At 60.6% G+C, this 22,759-nt stretch carries 20 protein-coding genes; 14 read left to right on the forward strand and 6 right to left on the reverse strand.

Features of this window, described 5'->3' with window-relative positions; genetic code table 11:
• Both BM357_RS10855 and BM357_RS10860 read right to left on the reverse strand, forming a co-directional pair.
• On the reverse strand, positions 1-350 hold a 350-nt coding region (locus BM357_RS10855; RefSeq protein ID WP_483869893.1), incomplete at its 3' end, for a Y-family DNA polymerase.
• Positions 350-601 carry a YhjD family protein gene (locus tag BM357_RS10860; protein ID WP_083430419.1) on the reverse strand — a complete coding sequence of 84 codons (252 nt, stop codon included), beginning with the start codon at positions 599-601 and terminating at the stop codon, positions 350-352. The genes BM357_RS10860 and BM357_RS10855, both read right to left, overlap by 1 nt.
• 625 nt (positions 602-1,226) lie before the next feature.
• On the opposite strand from BM357_RS10860, the gene BM357_RS10870 reads away from it, so the two are divergent.
• From BM357_RS10870 to BM357_RS19350, 3 genes are all read left to right on the forward strand, one after another.
• Positions 1,227-1,820 (forward strand): YdeI/OmpD-associated family protein, encoded by a 594-nt coding sequence (locus BM357_RS10870; RefSeq protein WP_074952952.1) that lies wholly within the window; start codon positions 1,227-1,229, stop codon positions 1,818-1,820.
• Between the two features lie 284 nt (positions 1,821-2,104).
• A complete protein-coding gene (locus BM357_RS19345) occupies positions 2,105-2,515 on the forward strand; it encodes a hypothetical protein (RefSeq protein WP_139234670.1) in 411 nt (136 codons plus the stop codon).
• A 557-nt stretch (positions 2,516-3,072) separates the two neighbouring features.
• Positions 3,073-3,510 (forward strand): nuclear transport factor 2 family protein, encoded by a 438-nt coding sequence (locus BM357_RS19350; RefSeq protein WP_074952954.1) that lies wholly within the window; start codon positions 3,073-3,075, stop codon positions 3,508-3,510.
• Positions 3,511-3,745: 235 nt separating this feature from the next.
• Here BM357_RS19350 and BM357_RS20715 read toward each other — a convergent pair whose 3' ends face one another.
• Positions 3,746-3,913: an IS3 family transposase gene (locus tag BM357_RS20715; RefSeq protein WP_139234686.1), complete on the reverse strand. Its 168-nt coding sequence runs from the start codon at positions 3,911-3,913 to the stop codon at positions 3,746-3,748.
• A 197-nt stretch (positions 3,914-4,110) separates the two neighbouring features.
• The gene (locus BM357_RS10885) at positions 4,111-4,293 is read right to left on the reverse strand and encodes a transposase (protein ID WP_175511510.1); all 183 of its coding nucleotides are present in this window, start codon (positions 4,291-4,293) and stop codon (positions 4,111-4,113) included.
• A 1,229-nt stretch (positions 4,294-5,522) separates the two neighbouring features.
• On the opposite strand from BM357_RS10885, the gene BM357_RS10905 reads away from it, so the two are divergent.
• From BM357_RS10905 to BM357_RS10925, 5 genes are all read left to right on the forward strand, one after another.
• Complete coding sequence (locus BM357_RS10905) at positions 5,523-6,044, forward strand: DUF1648 domain-containing protein (RefSeq protein ID WP_074952960.1); 522 nt, start codon at positions 5,523-5,525, stop codon at positions 6,042-6,044.
• Between the two features lie 343 nt (positions 6,045-6,387).
• Entirely contained in the window at positions 6,388-6,618 is a 231-nt protein-coding gene (locus BM357_RS10910; protein ID WP_074952963.1) for a heterocycloanthracin/sonorensin family bacteriocin, read from the forward strand.
• A gap of 172 nt (positions 6,619-6,790) precedes the next feature.
• Positions 6,791-8,752, forward strand: coding sequence for a putative thiazole-containing bacteriocin maturation protein (locus BM357_RS10915; protein ID WP_245783953.1), 1,962 nt, complete (start codon positions 6,791-6,793; stop codon positions 8,750-8,752).
• A complete protein-coding gene (locus tag BM357_RS10920; RefSeq protein WP_074952966.1) occupies positions 8,749-10,683 on the forward strand; it encodes a TOMM precursor leader peptide-binding protein in 1,935 nt (644 codons plus the stop codon). Before BM357_RS10915 ends, BM357_RS10920 begins: the two co-directional genes overlap by 4 nt.
• Positions 10,684-10,706: 23 nt before the next feature.
• Entirely contained in the window at positions 10,707-12,290 is a 1,584-nt protein-coding gene (locus BM357_RS10925; protein WP_074952969.1) for a SagB family peptide dehydrogenase, read from the forward strand.
• A 79-nt stretch (positions 12,291-12,369) separates the two neighbouring features.
• On the opposite strand, the gene BM357_RS10930 is transcribed toward BM357_RS10925, so the two are convergent.
• Positions 12,370-12,930, reverse strand: a complete 561-nt coding sequence (locus BM357_RS10930; protein WP_074952972.1) for a flavodoxin family protein — start codon at positions 12,928-12,930, stop codon at positions 12,370-12,372.
• Between the two features lie 292 nt (positions 12,931-13,222).
• Here BM357_RS10930 and tig point away from each other — a divergent pair, with 292 nt between their 5' ends.
• The 6 genes from tig (at position 13,223) to yihA (ending at position 21,827) form a co-directional block, all read left to right on the forward strand.
• The gene (gene tig, locus BM357_RS10935) at positions 13,223-14,515 is read left to right on the forward strand and encodes a trigger factor (RefSeq protein ID WP_074952975.1); all 1,293 of its coding nucleotides are present in this window, start codon (positions 13,223-13,225) and stop codon (positions 14,513-14,515) included.
• A gap of 114 nt (positions 14,516-14,629) precedes the next feature.
• The gene (gene clpP, locus BM357_RS10940) at positions 14,630-15,217 is read left to right on the forward strand and encodes an ATP-dependent Clp endopeptidase proteolytic subunit ClpP (RefSeq protein WP_029420079.1); all 588 of its coding nucleotides are present in this window, start codon (positions 14,630-14,632) and stop codon (positions 15,215-15,217) included.
• A 93-nt stretch (positions 15,218-15,310) separates the two neighbouring features.
• Entirely contained in the window at positions 15,311-16,588 is a 1,278-nt protein-coding gene (gene clpX, locus BM357_RS10945; protein WP_074952978.1) for an ATP-dependent protease ATP-binding subunit ClpX, read from the forward strand.
• A gap of 118 nt (positions 16,589-16,706) precedes the next feature.
• Positions 16,707-18,413, forward strand: a complete 1,707-nt coding sequence (gene lonB, locus BM357_RS10950) for an ATP-dependent protease LonB (RefSeq protein ID WP_074952981.1) — start codon at positions 16,707-16,709, stop codon at positions 18,411-18,413.
• 217 nt (positions 18,414-18,630) lie between these two features.
• The gene (gene lon, locus BM357_RS10955; protein ID WP_281245585.1) at positions 18,631-21,045 is read left to right on the forward strand and encodes an endopeptidase La; all 2,415 of its coding nucleotides are present in this window, start codon (positions 18,631-18,633) and stop codon (positions 21,043-21,045) included.
• Positions 21,042-21,827, forward strand: coding sequence for a ribosome biogenesis GTP-binding protein YihA/YsxC (gene yihA / locus BM357_RS10960; protein ID WP_074952984.1), 786 nt, complete (start codon positions 21,042-21,044; stop codon positions 21,825-21,827). The genes lon and yihA overlap by 4 nt, the downstream gene beginning before the upstream one ends.
• On the opposite strand, the gene BM357_RS10965 is transcribed toward yihA, so the two are convergent.
• On the reverse strand, positions 21,708-22,676 hold the full coding sequence (locus BM357_RS10965) for a DMT family transporter (RefSeq protein ID WP_083430421.1): 969 nt from the start codon (positions 22,674-22,676) through the stop codon (positions 21,708-21,710). The genes yihA and BM357_RS10965 overlap by 120 nt on opposite strands.
• Positions 22,677-22,759: the final 83 nt, after the last annotated feature.

The raw sequence follows: 22,759 nt of genomic DNA on the forward strand, positions 1-22,759 counted from the left end.
CACTCGTCCACGCTGAATGGCTCATACCGCGGAAACGTCATGCGGACGGTTTCGTGGATCCGAACGGAAACATCGAGATACAACTGCATGCGCGGGTGGACGGTAATCAACCGCGGGCAAACCCGCAATGCCTCTCCCAAGCGCATTGCATTGTTCACGCCGGCGCGTTTGGCGGAGGGAGAGGCGGCGAGTACAATCCCGCTCCGGCGTTTGGGATCGCCTGTCACGGCGAGAGGTGGATCGGTACTGTCATCCTCCAATCGGCGCCCGTCGGCCCAACGAGGGTCAGAAGCGATCTCGACAGAGGCGTAGAAGCTTTGCATGTCGATGTGCCCGACGATCCATTCCATCATGGGCGCATCTTTGCCTTACGCAGCCGACCCATTGCCTCCGCTTTGAGCATTGGGCGCATGAACACGGCTTGTCGTTCCCAATCGTGCTCGGTGTAGCGGATGGTCACGTCTAGTTCGTCGTCCACGCGCTCCACGACGTGCACACCTGCGGCGGCGAGTTGCTGGGTGAGTTCGCGGCGCCGCCGCTTCAAGTGGTGCTCGAATACTTCAAGGATCAACAGTTCGCGCAGAATGGCCGTGACGCGCATAATCTCACCCCGAACATGTGTTCTGCATACCTAAGTATATGATGTTCGGGGCGGAATATCCAAACATATGTTCGCACCAAGGATGGCTAGATATGGTAGAACTAGAATATAGAACAAAATGGAAAATCGCATCGCGGCAGTGGGCCCGTAGCCTTAATGCCGAAATCCATGGCGGGTTCCTATCCGCTCACCGTTAATCACGCTTGGGAACAGACGGGGAACAAAACGCTCTATACGGGTCTAAAAAATACTCTCGCTATTGCAAAGGGAAAGCCCAAAAAGTCTACGGCTTTCGGGCTTTCCAACACTCTTCACTGACTATCCATAGGGGCGTGGTCAGCCTTCTAAGCTGTGGGTCGGGGGTTCGAATCCCTCCTGAGACGCCAAGCAGAACAAGGCCACTCGGGATTTTCCCGGGTGGCCTTGTCCTGCGCCCAGCTACAAAACGGCCACAAACATGCCACAAGGGATTTTCTGCTTGTTCGGGTTCGCCTCTTTGGCCACGCTTGGGCCGTTTGGGAACTGCAGTAACGGGCAGAATAGCGACATGAGCTCCCTGTAACCTTCCAAGCCAGGTCTACTCGACTGTCAGCTGAACGAAAAATTGATGAGGGGGTGTTCCTGGATGACAAATAGTAGAATGAATCCTAAGGTTGATGAGTTTTTAAGGAAAGCTAAAAAATGGAAGAAAGAATATGAGAAGTTGAGAAGTATCGTTCTTGACTGCGAGCTGACCGAGGAGTTTAAGTGGATGCATCCTTGTTACACATTTGAGAAGAAAAACATCGTTTTAATGCATGGATTTAAAGAATATTGTGCGCTTCTGTTTTTCAAAGGTGCCTTGTTACAGGATGCCCATGGGATTCTAGTCCAACAAACAGAGAATGTACAGGCGGCGCGTCAGATTCGGTTCACCAATGTTCAAGAAATCGTTGAAATGGAAGCTATTTTGAAAGCCTATATTTATGAAACCATTGAAGTTGAAAAGGCCGGTTTGGAAGTGAAGTTTAAAAAGAATACAGGCTTAATAATTCCTGAAGAACTTCAAAATAAATTCGATGAAATCCCTGCTTTGAAAACTGCTTTTGAAGCATTAACGCCGGGACGGCAAAGGGCATACATTCTTTATTTTTCTGAACCAAAACAATCCAAAACTCGACAGTCAAGGGTCGAAAAATGTATGCAGAAAATTCTTGATGGAAAGGGATTACATGATTAGTATATTCCCCTTGAACTAACGGGGGCTTTAAAGATAGAAGCAAGCATCCAATATTGAATAGATATGCATAACTTGGTTCATCACAGCACCGCGTCTTTCTGCATTTTTGAGTTGCGGAAAACACTTTAAGGGTTGCCGAGAGGGCAAATAGGAAGGCAGTCCCCCTCGCCACGCGGAGCGATCATCGCATGCGATTCGAGATCATCCTTCCAACGAGGATTGCAGGGACTTGGACGGTAACTAATGTTTCATTCCATCGTCTTACAAATCAGAGGTGAGGTACAATGAAGAGACTCTTATTTGTGTTATCGATTGCTACCATGATTGTAACGGGTTGTTCCCAAGGAGCGAATGTGACCAACAATACAGAACCAGCGACAGCCAGTCAGGGTCCCCCAACTTCTGTTACGGATTCTCTGGGACATCCAGGAACCATTCAGGATGTTTTGGCTGGGCAATACAATCGGTGGTACAAAATTACCAATGAAGTTGTTTCGAAGGTCGGTAAAAAGTATGAAGTTGTGACATTTGGTATTGACCATAAGGGGACGATCTCGCAAGGCCCCGGTGGAGTCACTTCAAATGTTTTGCCTACTGGTACTCCGTTGTACGAAATTCCAGGGGTTGATCCTGCGCAAGCGATTGCGGTGCCGTGGAACGGGGTGTATTACAAAGCTGTGCAGACAGGCACCTAACCTGCATACCATTTCCGACACCCAACTTCTCTTGGCAGAATGGTCAACCAGGAGAGGTTTCTTCGTGTGAAATGTTGTGGGATATGTTCGGAGTGGTACTCTGTCAATACAGTGAACACGCGCGTGACCTTATTGATCAGACTGCATGGTGGCGGACGTATTCCGCCTCATAGCGATCTGGAGATGTGTACTCCAGTGCTGTACTTGATCGTCTCACGCTTGAACTCCTCGTTGAATCGCTGACGATGTTCTCCCATTTTGGACACCTCGACTTTTGGCTTCATGATCCCACTAAGATCACTCGCGTGTCCACTTCTGATTCCAGGGCCACCCGGGTGGCCTTTGACATGCTATGTGTGCGTATCGTGTGCGGATGTCCCGGGTGGGGGGGCGACACGCCTACGATTCACCAAGAGCAAGAGCGTCCATCGTGAGGTAGGATCCCAAGATGATTCATAGGATATCAAGTCCATCATGGAGTGTATTCGCAGAAGGAAATGGGGAAGGTTTGATGAATGGTTCAATAACGTAAAAATTTCTGGATGAGGTGCATTGGAGTGTCGGAACTTTTGTCGGATTTCCGCAGATTCTTCAACAGGTATCGGACGGCATGGAACGAGTGTGACGCGAAACAAATGAGCGCTTTTTGTTCTCCGGAATTGCAGGTTCGATGGGCGTATCCTGGTAACCAGGTTTCCGACTGGGGATATGATGAAGCGTGTAGCGGTTGGTACCAAGCGTTCGAGTCATACTCGGGGAGAAATCCAAAGTGGTACTTTCACGAGGTTTTTGCAACACCGGTGAGTGAAAACGAAGTCCTCGCGGTCTTTTGGGTGACTTTCGAATTGGATGGAAAACCTACGAAGGAAGTAAACCTGTTTGTTGAAACATTTCGCCGAGAACCTACCGATTGGCAGTTGATCCGCAGCTATGTCGAGTCCTCCATGTCAAGACAGCATGTGAAATCTGGCTTGCTCGACACTTTGGCGCGGTGAAGTTGTGGTAGCAACCATTGTAGAGTAATAAATCCGCTGTTCTCCGCATTCGTGTGAGACGCAAGACCGGCTAGTAGTATTAGTCGTCCAAATGCAAGGGAATTCCCTGCCCTACACCCCTCCTTCATGCGGAAGGAGGGGTGTCGCTTTTGATCCCGTATTGAACCCCATATAAGACAGATGGGATGGCCTTTAAGAGAGAGATGAGAGTCATTCAATTCAGATAAAAACCATCTCACGCTGCGTTGTGTTGCATTTTCCAGTTTCTGAATTCCAACGGCGAGCGATAACCTGGTGGGGAATGCGGTCGATCCGTGTTGTAAGAGCGAATGTACGACTCAATCGCCGCTTTCGTCTCGGCAAAGCTGCTGTATTCCTGCAGCCAGACCTCCTCCTCCTTCAGCGACCGGAAGAATCACTCGATGTATGCGTCAGCATCGGGGTTGTTGTACCCGGTCCGCTCGTGGTTGATTTGGCAGGCCTTCATCGCTTGGATGAACCGTCGACTTGTCATCTGGCAGCCATTGTCCGTTCGCAATGTCAAACCGGCACCTTGAACGCCATTCGGGAAGCGATAGTTCAGTGCCATATCCACAGCCTTTAGGTAGAGGGTACGGACTGAAGCCCAGCGCGTCCACCAGCCAGGAACGCTTCACGCCACCTGTAATACAGACTCTGGGCCACGCCATGCCGCCGACATACCTCGCTGATGTTCGCACCGGGCATCATGCCCTCGAGCACGATGTTCATCTTCTCGTCCACAGTCCACTTACGTCCCGGCATCATAAACACCTCTACTTCATCTTAACCCATCCCTTCTGTCTGGGTTGACTCTGGGGCAAGTATATTGAGATGCTCCATTCCCGCGTGCGAAGGCGGAAGTGACGCCATACTAATCAGCCCCGCCGCGATGATCGCGGTGGGGCTTTCTGAATCCAGATGGTCGGCGAGCGGGTCGATGATGTTCAAGGTGTATCCAGTTTGACGCTTACTCGGCTATGGCCGGTGCCCTGTACTATATGGGACAGTTGCCGCCTCAAGAAGCGATATATCATCGTAAAATGAGTCATCCGGTCCGGAGGGGGTGTAGTCCGTGGATGGAGGAGTGTTTGGTGGTTTCACCCGATGGGCAGTGGTGTTCCTGATCATCTTTGTGTTGTTCTTCCTGTTGGTACCTGGGTCGGTACCAGGATACACAGGCTGTGGTTGTGCGGGTGGCGGTGCTTATGGCGCTGGTGCTTATGGTGCCGGTGGTGCTTATGCTCCGGGAGCTGGATTCGGGGCCTACTGACTCGCTGCGGTGAGTAACTTGTGTTATGTGAGGGCATCGGCTACGGCCGGTGCTCTTGATATTATATTGGCCCTCGATAATGAGAAGGGGTAATCCCGTGAAACCATCATGATGAGTGCACCCAGTGCTACACGGGCAGAGGACGCTTGTTGTCCCTTCGTCCAAGACTTCAGGCGCTCGACGTAGTGTTCTTCGACGTTCCCCCATGGGATCATCTGGGAGAGTTTTACCCGCCACCTTTCTTTGTTCAACTTCCCACCAAACGGCAGGAAGACGTCATCTGGAAGCAGCATCCGTCGTTCGGTCCATCGATACACTGGCAGTCCCTCAGGTCCAAGGATTTCGAACCCCATCTTGCTGAAATAATCCTTTTAAAATGTCGTCGTCTTCTGTAATTTGATACTGAGCCGTTAGAACACCGGACACGACTTGAAAATGTGGGGGAAACATGGAAGGATGGCCATAGAAAACAAGAAAACTTTGACATGGATGGGCGCCATCGTTCTGTGCCTTGTCGTCTACATCGTGGCTGTCTCGGTAAAGGCGAACTCGTATCACTCGAAGGTCAAAAATATTCTTATCGGGGCAACGAGTGTAGCAGCCTCAGAAATGAAGTCCTATATGTCGCAGATGGGACGGCAAGATGACGAATACGATCCCAATGCAGTCAACTTGGGGGTCGGTGTGATTTAGAGTTACGAAACCGTGAGGAGGATCCAGGATGGTCGCACGACGTCCGTCTCGTCCGAAAGTCAAGCTCACCTCCACTTGGTTGGACATCCTGCTGGTTGCAACGGGTTTGCTGTTTCTTGTGTTAGAAGTGATCTTTACAGGTCTGTCCTGGTCCCACATTCCTGACAAGGTGCCTTCCCACTTCGGACCTTCGGGCCAGCCAGATTCCTTCGGAGGGAAGTGGAACCTGATTGCGGTTCCCATCGTGCAGGCTGTATTCTTCATTGCATTGTATGTCTTGAGCAGGTTTCCACACATATTCAATTACCCCGTCACCGTCAACGAAGAAAACGCTCGGAGACTTTACAGGATCGGCAAGACAGCGGTTCTATTCCTTTCAGACGGAATCACGCTGCTTCTTGGTCTGATTCAATGGAGCCTGATAAGGGTATCGCTTGGACAGCAAGCTTACCTCGACCGTTGGTGGCTCGTCGTTCTTTTCTTCGTTGTGATTCTTGTTCCGATGGTTATGATTCTTTTCATGATTCGAGCATGGCGTGCTGCATCGTAAAACGGAAAACGTGCTACAATCAACCCGCCAGCACCAACAAACGGAAGCTGACCCGTTGGGCATGGGTGGATGAGGGAGCATCGCGGTTCGATGAACTCGTCACCCTGCTGTTGATATTGTCACTTCCCGCCTCGTGCGATGGTATAAGATGAACCACCGTATGCGATCCCGGTACCGTCCACCCATGTGTGGAGAAATGGGCCGTTGATACGTGGATCGAGCCTTTCCCCCGGACGCGCTTGGTTCATACACCTGCAGTATCGCTGCAGAATCCGCAGTACGGCAGCGATCGCCTGTCGGTGTTGTTCGTCAGGTTGGACGTTTCAGGAGGGGAGGGGAGTCCGTGGACGACTTCAAGAAGGCCATTCACAAACTGGATGTCGACGAGTTCAAGACCAGCAAGGTCGTGCCGTCCGACGATCCGGGGCCGCACGACACCGTTCCGGCGCAGTTTTTCTGCGGCGGGTGCTTCCGCTGCGGCCAGTGTTTTTCTTGCTTCCGTTGTTTCAACTGCTTCCAGTGCTTCAATTGTTTCCGGTGTTCTAATTGTTTCCGGTGCGCCCGCTGCTTCTGACTCGTGATCGTCTGGACATGCATCACTTCCTCACTCCGCTTGACTGCTCCTGTACAACGCACCTGTCGTACAGGAGCTTTGCTTGATGCACGCATCTTTTCGTCATCGTACATAGAATGCCGGTGAGGTTCGCGAAAAGGCAAGAACAGTCAGACGGAGGAGGCAGGACGCCGTGAAGTTGCATCCCTCGATGCGTCTGAAGGTGAAAGGGGACACCTTCTTCGTGCCGGATGACGACGGCGGTGTGTATTTTCGGAACAATGAAGGATCGTTCCGCATGGAAGGCAGGAACATTGAGGCGTGGATCAATCACCTCATGCCGGTGTTCGACGGGGCGCACACGTTGGGCGAGTTGACTGACGGGCTGGACGAAGCCCATCGGAAGCGGGTTTACGAGATCGCTCAAATCCTGTACGACAACGGCTATTTGCGGGATGAGGCTTCGGATCCGCCGCATTCGTTGCGTGCGGAGATCTTCACGTCGTATGCGCCGCAGATGGAGTTCTTGGATTATCTGTTCGGCGCCGGGGCTCATCACTTTGAGTTGTACCGGAAGGCTCGCGTCCTCGTTGTGGGCGCAGGACACCTCCTCCTTTCGTCCGTGTCGGCCCTGCTCGAATCCGGGCTGCCGCGTATTCACGTCCTGGTGACAGACGAGGTGCCGACCGATCGAGGCCGGCTCACTGAACTCGTACGCCATGCGCAACGGTCGGACCCGGACGTGTCCTTACGGGAGGTGGGCATGCCGGGCATGGGGCGGGAAGTCCTTCGTGCGGCCGTGAGGGCCTTCGATGCCGTCCTGTACGTGTCGCAGACAGGGCGGCTCGAGGAACTGATGACATTCGAGGCAACGTGCCGTGATGAAGGGAAGCGCTTTCTGCCCGCCATCTGCGCGGGACAGGTTGGACTCGTGGGTCCGTTCACGGGCCCCGGTTGCCCCGCCTCCTGGGCGTCCGCGTGGCGTCGGATCCATCCGACTGCGATCACGAAGGATGCGCACGTACACGCATTTTCCTCCACCGCCGGAGCGATGATGGCGAACGTGCTGGTCCTCGAGTGGTTGAAGTGGGTCGCCGGAGACCGTTCTGCGGAGGAGGAGGCGCGCTTTTTCCTCCTCAACTTTGAGACCCTTGAGGGGAACTGGCACTCGTTCTTGCCACATCCGCTCGTCGCGGGAACGACGCCGCCGGTGCCCGTCACCGATTTGGAGGGGGAGTGGGGAGCTGTCGACGAACCGGCCGACCCCCCAGATTTGTTTCCCTTTTTCGCGCGGTTGACGTCACCGGTCGCGGGGATCTTTCACCTCTGGGAGGAGGGGGACCTCGTCCAGCTGCCTGTTGCGCAGTGCCGTGTTCAGGTGGTGGATCCCCTGTCTCCCGGGCCCGCGCGGCTGCTGCCCGAGACGGTGTGTGCGGGCCTCACCCACGAGGAGGCAAGACGTGAAGCCGGATTGGTTGGGGTGGAAACGTACGTCTCCCGGCTCATGGAAGAACCGGGTGTTTCCCTGTCCCTCCGACCATCCGGTGAACCTGCCGATGGCGGTCGGCATCTCCATACGGGCGTCGGAGCAGGGGAAACTCTGGCGGAGGGGGTGAGCCGCGCCCTGGTCCGGTGTCTTGAGGAAGCGTTGCGTCAACGCGTGCAAGACGCATCGCCGTGGGTGTGGCGTGTGGTACGGACCGACATAGGCGATCTGCATTGTCGCTGCTACCTGGAGGCGCTGACGGTGCTGGGGGGCGAGCCGGAGATCGGGCTCGGTGCCCCCGTGCTCGGGTGTCCGGTCGTTTGGGTCCGGTCTGGTGAGCGTTGGTTTGCCGGCGCCGGTCTGAACGTGACCCTGGCCTGTCGAGCCGCACTGACCCACGCGCTGCTGTCTCTGCAGGACGGGGAGACGCACGCGAGCGGACACGGTTGTGAGACGCAGTCCGTCCGGCTTGCCGAAGGGATGGTGCAATCCTTGTCGATCCCCGCGTTACCAAGCGGGACACCCGTCAACGATGTGCACGCGGCGCTGCGGAGGCTGCAGGATATCGGCATCCGGGCCGACGTCGTCGATGTTTCGCCGGAACCGTGGGTGAAAGAAGGTCTGGCGGGGGTGTTCACCGTGACCCTGCGAAAGGAGACGTCGCCATGACCGGTCCCGTTCTTGTCGTTGGAAGCGGCCTCTGGGCGGGCCAGGTCGCCGGTTTGCTTTCGCCCAAGCACGAGGTCCTGCGGTCGGTGGACGTACCCGCGACGGTGCCCACGCCGCTTCATCTGGCTCTGGTGCTGGACGACGCTTGGCATCCCGGCCGCGACCGGGAAGCAGAACAGGTGTTTCGCGAGGCGGGCATCCCCTGGATTCGGGGGTACATCGCGTTTGGCGAGGCAGTGGTCGGGCCCCTGGTCCGCCCGGGTCTGCCCGGCTGTTCGCGGTGTGCAGACACGCGGCGATTCATGGCGGGACCGGATCGTCAGGAGATGTGGCGGCTCGAACAGCAACGCATGGCGGAGGAGGGACCCCGGCGCGACGCGTGGGCGTCTCGAACGGGCCTTCGGTATCTGGCTCATCTGTGCGCGGACGAGGCAGAGCGGCTGATGGGCGGCACGTCGTCCAGGTTGCAGGACGCCTTGTACTTGGTGAATCTGCGGACCCTGCGGAGCACCCGTCATGTGGTGTTGCCAGACCCGCTTTGTCCCACGTGCGGGGGCGTGCCGGCCGACGTGCCGAAGCCGGTGTCCCTGGCGCCAGCGCCCAAGGTCGGCGGCGGCTACCGTACGCGCCCGCTGGCCGAACTCGGCCCCGGTCTCGTGAAGGACTACCTGGACGGCCGAACCGGGCTTCTGAACGGGCGGATGGACGACTTGTCGTCCCCGTTTGCTGCGGTTGCCGTGAACCTGCCGCTTCCGAATGCGGATGAGGGCACCGCGGGCAGAGCCCTCACCTTTCCGGAGAGTCTGTATACGGCAATTCTGGAGGGACTGGAGCGCCATTGCGGGTTATTGCCCCGCGCCGCGCGTCCGGTGGTGTTCGAGCGTTACCGCCATCTCGCCCATCACGCGCTCCATCCTGTCCGCGTCGGCCTCCATGCGCCAGAGCAGTACGCACGGGACGATTTTCCTTTTCGGCCTTTTGATCCGGATCGCGCCATGTCGTGGGTCTGGGGCTACTCGTTTCTGCAACAGCGTCCCATTTTGGTGCCCGAGCGGCTGGCGTACTACAGCCTCGCAGGTGGCGACGGGTTCGTCTACGAGACCTCGAACGGCTGCGCGGTCGGGGCCAGTCTGGTGGAAGCCGTCTTTCACGGCATCCTCGAGGTGGTGGAGCGCGACGCCTTCTTGTTGACGTGGTATGCGCAGCTTCCGCTGCCGCGGCTCGATCTCCATTCGGCGCCCGACCCGGAGCTGCGCATGATGGTCCACCGTTTCGAGGCGTTGACCGGTTATGACCTGCTGTGTTTCAACGCCACGATGGACAGCGGCATCCCGAGCGTGTGGGCCATTGCGAAAAACAGGCGCCGCGAAGGGGCCAACCTCACCTGCGCTGCCGGGGCCCATGTCGATCCCGCTCGGGCCGTCAAGAGCGCCATTCACGAGCTGGCCGGAACCATCGGCACCCTCGGCGAGCGCCTGGAGGCACGGCGCGGCGACGCGTTGCGGATGCTCCGGGATCCCGCTGCGGTGCGCGACATGGAAGACCACGCACTGCTTTACAGTTTGCCGCAGGCGGAGGAACGGCTTGCCTTCCTGTTGGCCGGAGACCGTCCGCTGCAGACGTTCCGCGAGGCCTTTCCGCCGCGCGCACAGCACACCGATTTGACGCGTGATCTCGAGGACCTGCTAGCGGTGTTCGGCCGGCTGGGACTCGAGGTGATTGTCGTCGATCAGACCTCGCCCGAGTTGCGGCGAAACGGTCTCTTTTGCGTCAAGGTGCTCATTCCGGGGATGCTGCCCATGACGTTTGGCCACCACCTGACACGGCTCGAGGGGCTGCCTCGCGTGTTCCACGTTCCGTGCGATCTCGGCTATGCCCCGCGTCCGCTCAAGGCCGCGGAGCTCAATCCGTATCCGCATCCGTTCCCCTGACGTCTATACATGGAGGGAGAGGCGTGAACCTGGAAGCATTTTTGCACGACCTGCACTTTGACGTCGACAAGGTGCGGCCGCCGGACTGGATTCCGGATTGGTCGGATGCACCCTTGCCCTACAAGTTGTACCGCGGCCTTCCCACGGTACCGTTGCCGGCGAGCGTGCCGCTCACCCTCGAAGCGCCACCCGTCGTCCCGGCGACGCCGGATCTCACGCACATCGGCCACCTTCTCTGGTATGTCTACGGCATTCATCGCTTGTCGCAGACCAGCCTTTCGCTGGAGGCCGCCGCGTCCGGAACCGGACCGGCGTATGTCCAGCGGCGATTCTTGCCCTCCGGCGGAGCGCTCTATCCCAACGAACTGTACGTGTACCTGCGCCTCCCGGAAGCGCCGTGGGGGATCTACCACTATGACGCGGCGCACCATCGTCTCGTGCTGCTCCGCGAAGGGCGTTTTGACCCCTATCTGCGGCGGACCCTGGCGGACCGAATCGACGTGAGCGCCTGTTTTGCCACCGTATTTGTGTCCACCGTGTTTTGGAATGGTTTCTTCAAGTACGCGGACTTTGCCTACCGGTTGCAGGCCGTGGACAGCGGCGTGGCCGTGGGACAAGTGCTGGAGGTCGCGCGGCGATTCGGGTACACCGCGGGCGTTTGCTTTCAATTTCTCGACCGCGCCGTCAACCACCTGCTCGGTTTGTCGGATGCGGACGAGAGCGTGTACGCGGTGGTACCGTTGTCGGTGCACCCGGTGGCGCGCTGGGTGAGGAACCCGGACGACGAGCCGGGAGAGGACGTGTCCGACGCGGACTTGTTGGACGAGGTGGACCCGGTCCGGCACGACCACCACGTGGGTTCCTCGCGGGTGTTGGCCTGCCCGAGGATCGTGGCGATAAACCGGGCCAGCCAGTTGACGTCCACCCGCATGTTTCGCCGCCTCACCCGGAGCACGCGCGTCCCTCCGCCAGAACCTGCCGTGCGGCTGCCGGCCGCCGAGCGACTGTCGTTCGACTTCGCCGCCGCCTGCAAACGGCGGCGTTCCCCGGGCGCGGACTTCGTCCTGCAAGCGGTGCCCGTTCTGTCCTTGGCGTCACTCCTCGCGGAGGGCGCGGCACCCGCCGGGGACTGGAGGGAGTTCGACGGGGGACCTGGGCACCCCGACTCGTTGGAGTTGTACGTGTGCACCTACGGGGTGGATGGTGTTCCGGACGGCGCGTATCGATACGACGCGCAGGCCCATGTCCTCCAAGGGATCCGGCCGGGAGATCACCGTCCCGTCCTTCAGCGGGCTCTCTCCATGCCGAACCTGAATCTGTTCCAGGTGCCGGTGTGCGTGCACGTCGTCGGGCGCCGCGATCATCTGGTGACCTCCCTCGGTCTTCGCGGCTACCGCATTCAACAAATGCAAGCCGGCATCATGCTCCACCGCCTCCTGCTGGTGGCGGCCGCGATGGGGTGGAACGGGCACCCGCTGCTCGGATTCGAGGCACCCTTGTGCGATGACCTGTATGATCTGCCTGCGCGCGGTCAAACCGCGCTGGTTCAGGTACCGATTGGCCCGCATCGTCCGGGACCGAGGTGGGAAGGCGCGCTGCACGGGTAGCAAGGGAGGGGAATCAAAGGAGGGGAATTAAAGAAGGGGAGACAAGGCATGCGGCAAAGATACGTCGGGTTCCGCCTCTTCACGAGGCGGAACCCGACACCGTCTGCCGCAACCGCGCATTCAGCAGACTCGCCTCGTACATGGCGGCGGCGTCCGACACAATATCGCCCGGTCGGTTCGCCTCACCCACCACGTATCCAATGAAACGCATGTCCATGAAGTCGAAGATGTACCGGAACTGTTCCACCAGCGGCAGAGCTTTGATGCGCGGGTCATCTCCCCCGACCAGCACCACGCACGCCGACTTCTTGCCCATGTTCTCGCGGAAGTCATAGCGGCGGTCGCGCAGGCTCTGCGACCAACGGTCAATGAAGTTTTTCATCAGCCCCGACATCCCGTACCAGTAGACCGGTGTTGCGAACACCAGCGTGTCGTGGGCCAATACGCGTTCCATCACGGAGTCGTAATCGTCATCCACCGGAGCAAAGCCCGCGGGGTCGTGGCGGCAATCTGCTATCGGACGGATGTTCTTCTCCACGAGGTAGATCTTCTCCGCGGGAAGGCCGTCCACGACGCGATCCGCGAGCCACTCCGTGTTGCCGTGCCGGCGCGAGCTTCCGTATATGGCCAAAACGCTCATTCTGCACGCCCCTTCTCTCGGGATGAACTGTCGGTCCCGCGTTGCCGCGAATGCTGGCATTATAACGATGTCGATGCGCCTGTGCAATCGCGAACCCTGTGGGCGCGTGCGCGGCGCGGAAGCGCTTTTTCTGCATGCCCATTGCCTGAACAAACCGGCACATGTTAAAATGGCTGGCGTATTCACGTACAGTGGGATTTCAAGACAACCGGCGCACGGCGCATCCGTGCGTTCCGGCTCGGTTGAACCATCGGGCGGAGCGTCCGGGATCGGTGTTTGGGGAGGACAACGTATGACGGTGAAGTGGGAGAAGACGCAGACCAACGTAGGCGTGCTAGAAGTGGAAGTGCCTAGCGATAGATTTGCGGAAGCGTTGGACGTCGCGTTCAAGAAGGTGGTCAAGCGCGTCGTCGTACCGGGATTCCGCAAAGGCAAGGTGCCACGCAAGCTGTTTGAAGCACGCTTTGGCGTGGAGTCCCTGTACCAGGACGCGGTCGAGTACCTGTTGCCGCGGGCGTATGCGGATGCGGTCGAGGAGACGGGGATTGAGCCGGTGGCCCAGCCGGAGATCGACGTGATTCAGGTCGAGGCGGGCAAACCGTTTGTCTTCAAGGCGACGGTGACCGTGAAGCCCGAGGTCGAGCTCGGACAGTACAAGGGCTTGGAGATTCAGGACAAGCCGTTCCCGGCGGACGACGCGGCGGTCCAGGAAGAGCTGGAGAACATCCGCAAGCTGCACGCCGAGATCAACCCCGTGGAGGATGGCGAGGTACAGGAGGGCGATACCGTCCACATCGACTTTTTCGGCACGGTGGACGGCGAGCCCTTTGAAGGCGGGGAAGCGGAGAACTTCCAGCTGGAGATTGGCTCCGGGATGTTCATCAAGGGCTTTGAGGAACAGCTCGTCGGCATGAAGCCGGGCGAGGAACGGGAAATCGAAGTCCAGTTCCCGGAGGACTACCACATCAAGTCGCTCGCCGGCAAGCAGGCGAAGTTCAAGGTGAAACTTCACGACATCAAGCGCAAGTTCCTGCGCGAGGTGAACGACGAGTTCGTGCAGGAGATCAGCGAGTTCCAGACCGTCGACGAGTTCATGGAGGATCTGCGCAAGCAGGTCGCTGCGCGCAAAGAGGCGGAGCACCGGCGCTACCTGGAGGAGCAGGCGGTCGAGGCGGCCGTCGCGCAGGCGAAGGTGGAGATTCCGCAGGTGATGATTGATCACGAGGCGGAGCACCTGTTGCAGCACTTTGCGCAACAGTTGGCCATGCAGCAGATCCCGCTGGACGCGTATCTTGAATTCAGCGGCATGACGCGCGAAGAGCTGCGGGATCAGTTCCGGGACAGCGCGGAGAAGAACGTCCGCACCTCGCTCGTGCTGGAGGCCATCGCCAAGGCCGAGGGGCTGACCGTGTCGGACGAGGAGATTGAGGCGGAGCTGGCGCGGATCGCCGAGTCGGCCGGCTTGCCTGTGGAGCGCGTGAAGGAATTGTATGCCCTGCGCGATCCCGGTTTCGCGGGGATGCGTTCCGAACTCCAAACGCGCAAGACGGTCGGGTTTTTGGTGGAGAATAGCAAAGTGGCTTGAGTTGGTGTACAATCAGAATACGGGTAACGACTGCGTCCATCGACAAGGCACGATTTCCGTGCCTTGTTTTTCCACGGAGACGCGATCGCAGGACGCGAGCAAGGAGGGAGCGCCATGAGCTTGACGCCCATCGTCATCGAACAGACGAGCCGCGGGGAACGCTCATACGACATCTACTCGAGGCTGTTGCGCGACCGCATCATCATCCTCGGAACGCCGATTGATGATTATGTGGCCAACAGCATCGTCGCCCAGTTGCTGTTCTTGGCGGCGGATGACCCGGAACGCGACATCCAGTTGTACATCAACAGCCCCGGCGGTTCTGTCACGGCCGGTTTGGCCATCTACGACACGATGCAGCACATCAAGCCGGACGTATCCACCATGTGCATCGGGATGGCGGCGAGCATGGGCGCCGTCTTGCTCGCGGCGGGTGCGAAAGGCAAGCGGTACGCGTTGCCGAACAGCGAGATCATGATTCACCAGCCGCTCGGCGGCGTTCAAGGGCAGGCGTCAGACATCAAGATTCACGCCGATTGGATTCTGAAGACGAAGGATAAGCTAAACCGCATCCTGGCAGAACGGACGGGCCAGCCGCTGGAAAGGGTGGAGCGGGACACGGATCGCGACAACTTCCTGTCGGCGGAAGAGGCCAAGGCGTATGGCTTGATCGACGAGGTGATTGTGCGTCACGGGTCGTGACCGGGCGCCGGAGCGCGGAGACAGGCCTGCCGCGTCGGGCCCGGGCACGGACCCGGTGCAGGCGGGTCATCCCCGACCGAGGGAGGGAACTGAATGTTCAAGTTCAACGATGAAAAGGGCCAGTTGAAGTGCTCGTTCTGCGGCAAGACGCAGGAACAGGTGCGAAAGCTGGTGGCCGGTCCCGGCGTATACATCTGCGACGAGTGCATTGAATTGTGCAACGAGATCGTCGAGGAGCAGCTCGGGGACGAGGAGGAATTCGACCTCAAGGAGGTCCCGAAACCGACCGAGATCAAGGCGATTCTCGACCAATATGTCATTGGCCAGGAGCAGGCGAAAAAAGCCCTGTCGGTGGCGGTGTACAACCATTACAAGCGCATCAACGTGTCCGGCAGCAAGTCGGACGACGTCGAGCTGACCAAGAGCAACATCCTCCTGATTGGACCGACGGGCAGCGGGAAGACGTTGCTGGCCCAGACGTTGGCGCGCATCCTGAACGTGCCCTTCGCCATCGCCGACGCCACGTCGCTGACCGAGGCGGGGTACGTCGGCGAGGACGTCGAGAATATCCTGCTCAAGCTCATCCAGGCGGCCGACTACGATGTGGAGAAGGCGGAGCGGGGGATCATCTACATCGACGAGATCGACAAAATCGCGCGCAAGTCGGAGAACCCGTCCATCACGAGGGACGTTTCCGGCGAAGGCGTGCAACAGGCCCTGCTGAAGATCCTGGAGGGCACCGTGGCCAGCGTGCCGCCGCAGGGAGGCCGGAAGCACCCGCATCAGGAGTTCATCCAGATTGACACGACCAACATCCTGTTCATCTGCGGCGGCGCGTTCGACGGGTTGGAGACCATCATCAAGCGCCGGCTGGGCCGCAAAGTCATCGGGTTCGGCGCGGGATCGGGCCCGTCGTCGGACGTCTCCGACCGCGATGTGTTGACCAAGGTGTTGCCGGAGGACCTGTTGAAATTCGGGCTCATTCCGGAGTTCATCGGCCGCCTGCCGGTGATCACCACGCTGGAGATGCTGGACGAGGCGGCGCTCAAGCGGATTCTCACCGAGCCGAAGAACGCGCTCGTCAAGCAGTTCCAGAAGCTGATGGAGATGGACGACGTGGCGCTCGAATTTCACGAGGACGCCCTGACGTACATCGCCAAAGAGGCTATAAAGCGCGGCACGGGGGCGCGCGGGTTGCGCGCCATCATCGAAGGGATCATGCTCGACGTGATGTACGAGCTGCCCAGCCGCGACGATGTGAAGAAGTGCATCATCACGAAGGAAGCGGCGATGCGCGAGCAGGGACCGCTGCTGCTCGGCAAGGACGGGAAGGCGACCAAGATCATCCGCAAATCGGAGGAGACCGCTTGACCCGTCGCCTGGATGGCGCCCGCACCGGGGATTCCCGGATGCGGGCGTTTTGTTTACCTGCGGATCGGCCTGGGAATACTGGTGATATCCGATTCGCGACATCCAGGGAGGGGTACCATTGAGCGCGACAGTACTGGCCGTGATCCAGGTGTTTTTCGCCGTGGTGATCGGCCTATACTTTTGGAACCTGTTGAAGACGCAGAACAGCAACCGGAGTGCCGTCGAGAAAGAGTCGCGCAAGGAACTGGAGAAGCTGCGCCGGATGCGGTCCATCTCGCTGACGGAACCGCTCTCGGAAAAGACGCGGCCGGCTTCGCTGGAGGAGATTGTGGGCCAGAAAGACGGACTGAAGGCCCTTCGAGCCGCGCTGTGCGGACCGCATCCGCAGCACGTGCTGATCTACGGGCCGCCGGGCGTGGGGAAGACGGCGGCGGCCCGGGTGGTGCTGGAGGAGGCCAAGCGGAGCGCGGGGTCTCCCTTTCGCCAAGACGCGAAGTTCGTCGAGATTGACGCCACCACCGCGCGCTTTGACGAACGAGGCATCGCCGATCCGCTCATCGGCTCCGTCCACGACCCCATCTACCAAGGGGCGGGCGCCATGGGCATGGCGGGCATCCCGCAACCCAAGTCGGGCGCGGTGACGAAGGCGCACGGGGGCGTTTTGTTCATCGACGAGATCGGCGAACTGCACCCGATTCAGATGAACAAGCTCCTGAAAGTGCTCGAGGACCGGAAGGTGTTCCTGGAGAGTGCGTATTACAGCTCCGAAGACACCACCATCCCGTCGCACGTGCACGACATCTTCCAGAACGGGCTGCCGGCCGACTTCCGCCTGGTCGGAGCCACGACGCGCGCGCCGGAAGATATTCCGCCTGCCATCCGGTCGCGTTGCGTCGAGATCTTCTTCAAGCCTTTGACGAAGGAAGAGATCTGGCGCATCACCCGTAACGCCGCCGACAAGCTGGGCATGGTCATGCCGGAGGCGGCGGTCCAGGAGGTGGCCAAGTACGCGACCAACGGACGCGAGGCGGTCAACATGGTCCAGATTGCGGGCGGGCTCGCGCTGACGGAACAGCGCCAGGAGATCCGGCTGGAGGACGTGCAGTGGGTGATCCAGTTCGGGCAGTTGAGCCCGCGCCCCGAGCGCAAGATCCACGACCGGCCGCTGGTCGGGGTGGTCAATGGCCTGGCGGTCAATGGGCCGGCCAGCGGCATGCTGCTGGAGATTGAGGTGACGGCGACACCTGCGCATGCGGCGGGCAAAGGCACGGTGACCATCACGGGGCTGGTCGAGGAGGAGACGCTCAACGCCGGGGGACGCACCGTGCGGCGCAAGTCGATGGCGAAGGCCTCCCTGGACAATGTCTTGACGGCGTTGCAGCGCGTGGTGCGGTTGAATGTGCGGGATTTCGACCTGCACGTCAATTTTCCGGGCGGCATGCCCGTCGATGGGCCAAGCGCCGGAATCGCCATGGCGACGGCGGTCTACTCGGCCATCACGGGCCATCCCGTCTTGAACACGGTGGCCCTCACGGGGGAGTTGTCGATCCGCGGCCTGGTGCGGCCGGTCGGCGGCGTGCCGACGAAGATCGAAGCGGCCAAGGAGGCCGGGGCGAAGACCGTGATCATCCCGAAGGAGAACTGGCAAGAGATCTTCATGCAATGGGAGGACATCAAGGTGGTGCCGGTGGAGAAGTTCGAGGATGTGCTTCGCTTTGCGCTCGAGGGATTCGTCGAAGGCGGAGCCCCGCTGCCCATGCCGGGTGTGGCGGCGGCCGGGGCGGTCGGGGGGACCACCATCACCTCCGCCAAGGGCAGCGACTGACGACTCGGGCGCGAGCATGGCGCCCGACGTGCCGACGGGATGGTCCTGCGAGGATGGATCGCGGGACCATCCCGTTCTCTTTGCGGATTGGTCCCGGTGACGGACGGACGCCGATTAGACATTGGGATCCCGTTTCTGTACAATAGAGGCCAATTCCTTCCCTGCCGTGCGATTGGCAGGGCCCGGCGTACAACGGGCGAACTTGGGGGTGAAGTCTTTGGAGCGACCTGTGGGCGACGTGTTCCCGCTCCTGCCCTTGCGGGGACTCTTGGTGTATCCGGGCATGGTGCTGCACTTCGACGTCGGTCGCGACAAGTCCGTGAAGGCGCTGGAGAAAGCCATGCTGGGCGGGGAGCACCTGATCCTGTTGGCGTCCCAGGAGGACGGGCAGGTGGACGACCCGTCGGAACACGACCTGTTCCGCGTCGGCACCATCGCGCGGGTCAAACAGATGATGAAATTGCCCAACGGCACCATCCGGGTGCTGGTGGAGGGGCTGGAGCGAGCCCACATAGAGGAGTTTTTGCGGACGGCCGAGTGGTTTGAGGTTCGGGTGCGGCGCCATCCGGACTGCGCAGTCGAGGTGACGCCGGAGCTGCAGGCCCTGATGCGGTCGGTGCTTCAGCAGTTCGAACAGTACGCGAAATTGTCCAAGAAGATTGATCAAGAGACCTACATGTCGGTCATGGATGTGGAACACCCGGGCCGGCTGGCCGACGCCATCGCGTCCCATCTGCCCCTGAAGATCCGGGACAAGCAGGAGGTTCTCGAGGCGTTTGACATCACCGCCCGCCTCGAGAAGGTGCTGCAGGTGCTGTCCGACGAGCGCGAGGTGCTGGAGTTGGAGAAAAAGATTCACCAGCGCGTGCGCAAGCAGATGGAGCGGACGCAGAAGGAGTACTACCTGCGCGAGCAGATGAAGGCCATCCAGAAGGAGTTGGGAGATCGCGAAGGCCGCGCGGCGGAGGTCGAAGAGCTGCGCGAGGCGATGGCCAAGAAGCCATTGCCGGAGGCGGTGGCGGAACGGCTGGAGAAGGAGATTGAACGGTTGGAACGCATCCCGCCCGCGTCGGCGGAGGGCACCGTCGCCCGGACGTACATCGACTGGCTGCTCGCTTTGCCCTGGCTCGAACGGGCGGAATCGGAAGTGGATCTGGAGCGGGCGCAGAAGATCCTCGATGAGGAACACTACGGGCTTGAGAAAGTGAAGGAACGGATGTTGGAGTTTCTGGCGGTTCAGAAACTGGTCGGCCGGCAGTCGGGTCCCATCATCTGCCTGGCGGGCCCGCCGGGTGTCGGCAAGACCTCCCTGGCCCGGTCCATCGCCACCTCCCTGCAGCGCCCGTTTGTGCGCGTGTCGCTGGGCGGCGTGCGCGACGAGGCGGAGATCCGCGGTCACCGGCGGACGTACGTCGGCGCCCTGCCTGGGCGCATCCTGCAGGGCATGAAGCAGGCCGGCAAGCGGAATCCGGTGTTTCTGCTCGACGAGATCGACAAAATGGCGAGCGACTTTCGCGGCGATCCCGCATCCGCCATGTTGGAGGTGCTGGATCCGGAGCAGAACAGCAATTTTTCCGATCATTATATCGAGATCCCATATGACCTGTCGGACGTCCTGTTCATCACCACCGCCAACGACGTGTACCAGATCCCGGGGCCGCTGCGGGATCGCATGGAGATCATCCATCTGTCCGGGTACACGGAACTGGAGAAGCTGCAGATTGCCAAACGCCACCTGCTGCCGAAGGAACGGGACAACCACGGGCTGAAGGGGGATAAGATCCGCATCTCGGACGAGGTCCTCATGCAGCTCATCCGCGGGTACACCCGGGAGGCCGGGGTGCGCCAGTTGAATCGCCTGCTCGCGGCCATTTGCCGCAAGGTGGCGCGCAGGGTGGCGGAGGGAGAACAGAAGCGGGTGACGGTCACCGCAAAGCTGCTGGCGGAGTTTCTGGGTCCGCCCATCTACCGGCACGGCCGGATGGAGGAAGAGGACCAGGTCGGCGTGGTGACGGGCCTGGCCTGGACGCCGGCGGGCGGCGACACGCTGCTGGTCGAGGTGTCCGTGGTGCCGGGGAAAGGCAAGATTGTGCTGACGGGCCACCTCGGCGAGGTGATGCGGGAGAGCGCCCAGACAGCGCTGTCGTACATTCGGTCGCGGGCTCCGGTGCTCGGGATTCCGACGAATTTCGCGGAGAAGGTGGATATCCACGTCCACGTCCCGGAAGGCGCCATCCCGAAGGACGGTCCGTCGGCTGGCATCACGATGGCGACCGCCATCGCGTCCGCGTTGACCAATCGCCCGGTGCGGCACGACGTGGCGATGACAGGTGAGGTCACGCTGCGCGGGCGGGTGTTGCCCATCGGGGGCCTGAAGGAGAAGGTGCTGGCCGCTCACCGGGCGGGCATCCGGACCGTGTTGATGCCGAAGGAGAACGAGAAGGATGTGCGGGACATCCCGGAGTCCGTGCGCAAGGAGATGCGCTTGATCCCGGTCTCCCACATGGATGAGGTGCTGGGGCACGCCCTGTGCGAGGAACCTGTGCCGGGCGACAATCCGCTGGAGCACTGGGTTGCGGGTGTGCACGAGCTGACCGAACCGGGATACGCCGAGGAGGGGACGCACCAGTGAAGGTGCGCAGCGCGGAATTCGAGATCAGCGCCGTCCGGCCGAGTCAGTGGCCGGGCGGGGGGCTGCCCGAGTTCGCCTTCGTCGGCCGCAGCAATGTCGGAAAGTCGTCTTTGCTCAACGCCCTGCTTCAACGCAAATCGCTCGCGCGGGTGTCGGCCACGCCTGGCAAGACCCAACAGATGAACTTCTACCGCATCAACGACGCCTTCCGTTTCGTCGACCTGCCCGGGTATGGGTATGCCGCCGTGAGCAAGTCGGCGCGCGGACAGTTCGCGCGCTTCATCGAGACGTACCTGACGGCGGAGCGGCCGCTCCTGCGCGTGATGCATCTGATTGACATCCGGCACGAGCCCACGGCGCTCGACGTGCAGATGCACCGGTGGCTCCTCCAATTGGAGCTGCCGGTCTGCATCGTGGCGACCAAGCGGGACAAGATCTCGCGCGGGGCCATCCAGAAGCACACGGCGCGCATCCGCAAGGCGCTGAGCACTCCGTGGCCCATGGTGGCGGTGTCGGCCGTCCACCGGGACGGATTGGAGGACCTTTGGAAGGTGTTGGAGGACGACTTGGAGCGGTGGCGAGAAGGGCCTCCGGTTCTGGAGCCCGAGGCGGATCTCGCGGACATGGCGGAAACGCCGCGCACCGGCCGGGCGGAGGCGGCTTCAGCGGCTGTGTCGGAACGGCCGAGCCCCGGGCCGGAGGCGGGGGAGGCGGATGTTCGGATCGGCCAAGAGCATGCTGACAAAGAGCATGGTGCATCCGGAGAGGGCCGCCGCGCCTAACCGGTCGCCGCGGACCGCCCAGCCGATGGCCGCGGCGAAGACGGGCTCCATGGAGAAGATGATGGCCGTCTGGGCGGAAGTGGTGTGCTGCTGAAACGCGGTCTGCGCCCAGTAGGCGAGGGCGGTTCCGGGGATGGCGCAGATCAGGATGGCCTGCCATACGCCGGGCCCTGTCAGCTGTCCCCACCCGGGCCACGGTTGCCAGAGGGCCGCCGCCGTGCAGCCGAGGGTCAATGCCCACACCTCGACGGCGGACAGGGCGAGCGGGTTGACCCCCTTGCCCCACCGCTCCGTCTCCACCACCTGCAGCGCGACGCACGCCGCACACAGGAGCACCAACAGGTCGCCCCAGGACCACCCGGCGCCTTGGAATCCGCACAGCAGGGCCAGCCCGGTGGCGGCCAGCACCGCGGCCGACCCGGTGCGCCAGCCAGGGCGGACCCCGAGCAGCGGATACGCCAGGAGGGGGACGAGCACCACGTTCATCCCGGTGAGAAAGCCGGCCGTGGCGGGGGTCGTGGTGGTGAGCCCGAGGGTCTGCAGGGCGTAGGTGCCGAACAGGAGCACGCCGAGCCACAGGCCGCGCCGCCACGTCCCGGGCTGGCCGAGGGCCCGGCGGGCATCCGGGGTCACGAGGACGATGGCCAGCAGGGCCGCGCTCGCGACCCAAAAGCGGGCGCCGAGGAACCAGAACACAGGCACCTGCGCGATGGCGTCCTTGGTTAGGGTGAAGGTGGCGCCCCACACGAGCGTCACCGCCAACAGGAGGAGGTTCGCCGTCCAGCGGGATGAAAGCCGTCGGCGCGAGACTTGCGCATACGGTGTCGTGATCATGGTGCCAGTGTACACACCGGCCGCTCGGCGCGTCAACGGGAAGAGCGGTGCGCGGTTCGGACGGCGGGACTTCGGACGGCGGGACTTCGGACGGCGGG

The sequence above is a fragment of the Paenalicyclobacillus macrosporangiidus genome, from assembly GCF_900116805.1.
GTDB lineage: Bacteria > Bacillota > Bacilli > Alicyclobacillales > Alicyclobacillaceae > Alicyclobacillus_H > Alicyclobacillus_H macrosporangiidus.

Bases quoted from the DNA above. Each gene is read 5' to 3' on its own strand.
- BM357_RS10860 (WP_083430419.1), bottom strand. From the start codon at position 601: ATGCGCGTCACGGCCATTCTGCGCGAACTGTTGATCCTTGAAGTATTC.
- BM357_RS10870 (WP_074952952.1), top strand. From the start codon at position 1,227: ATGACAAATAGTAGAATGAATCCTAAGGTTGATGAGTTTTTAAGGAAA.
- BM357_RS19345 (WP_139234670.1), top strand. From the start codon at position 2,105: ATGAAGAGACTCTTATTTGTGTTATCGATTGCTACCATGATTGTAACG.
- BM357_RS10885 (WP_175511510.1), bottom strand. From the start codon at position 4,293: ATGCCGGGACGTAAGTGGACTGTGGACGAGAAGATGAACATCGTGCTC.
- BM357_RS10905 (WP_074952960.1), top strand. From the start codon at position 5,523: ATGGTCGCACGACGTCCGTCTCGTCCGAAAGTCAAGCTCACCTCCACT.
- BM357_RS10920 (WP_074952966.1), top strand. From the start codon at position 8,749: ATGACCGGTCCCGTTCTTGTCGTTGGAAGCGGCCTCTGGGCGGGCCAG.
- BM357_RS10930 (WP_074952972.1), bottom strand. From the start codon at position 12,930: ATGAGCGTTTTGGCCATATACGGAAGCTCGCGCCGGCACGGCAACACG.
- tig (WP_074952975.1), top strand. From the start codon at position 13,223: ATGACGGTGAAGTGGGAGAAGACGCAGACCAACGTAGGCGTGCTAGAA.
- clpP (WP_029420079.1), top strand. From the start codon at position 14,630: ATGAGCTTGACGCCCATCGTCATCGAACAGACGAGCCGCGGGGAACGC.
- clpX (WP_074952978.1), top strand. From the start codon at position 15,311: ATGTTCAAGTTCAACGATGAAAAGGGCCAGTTGAAGTGCTCGTTCTGC.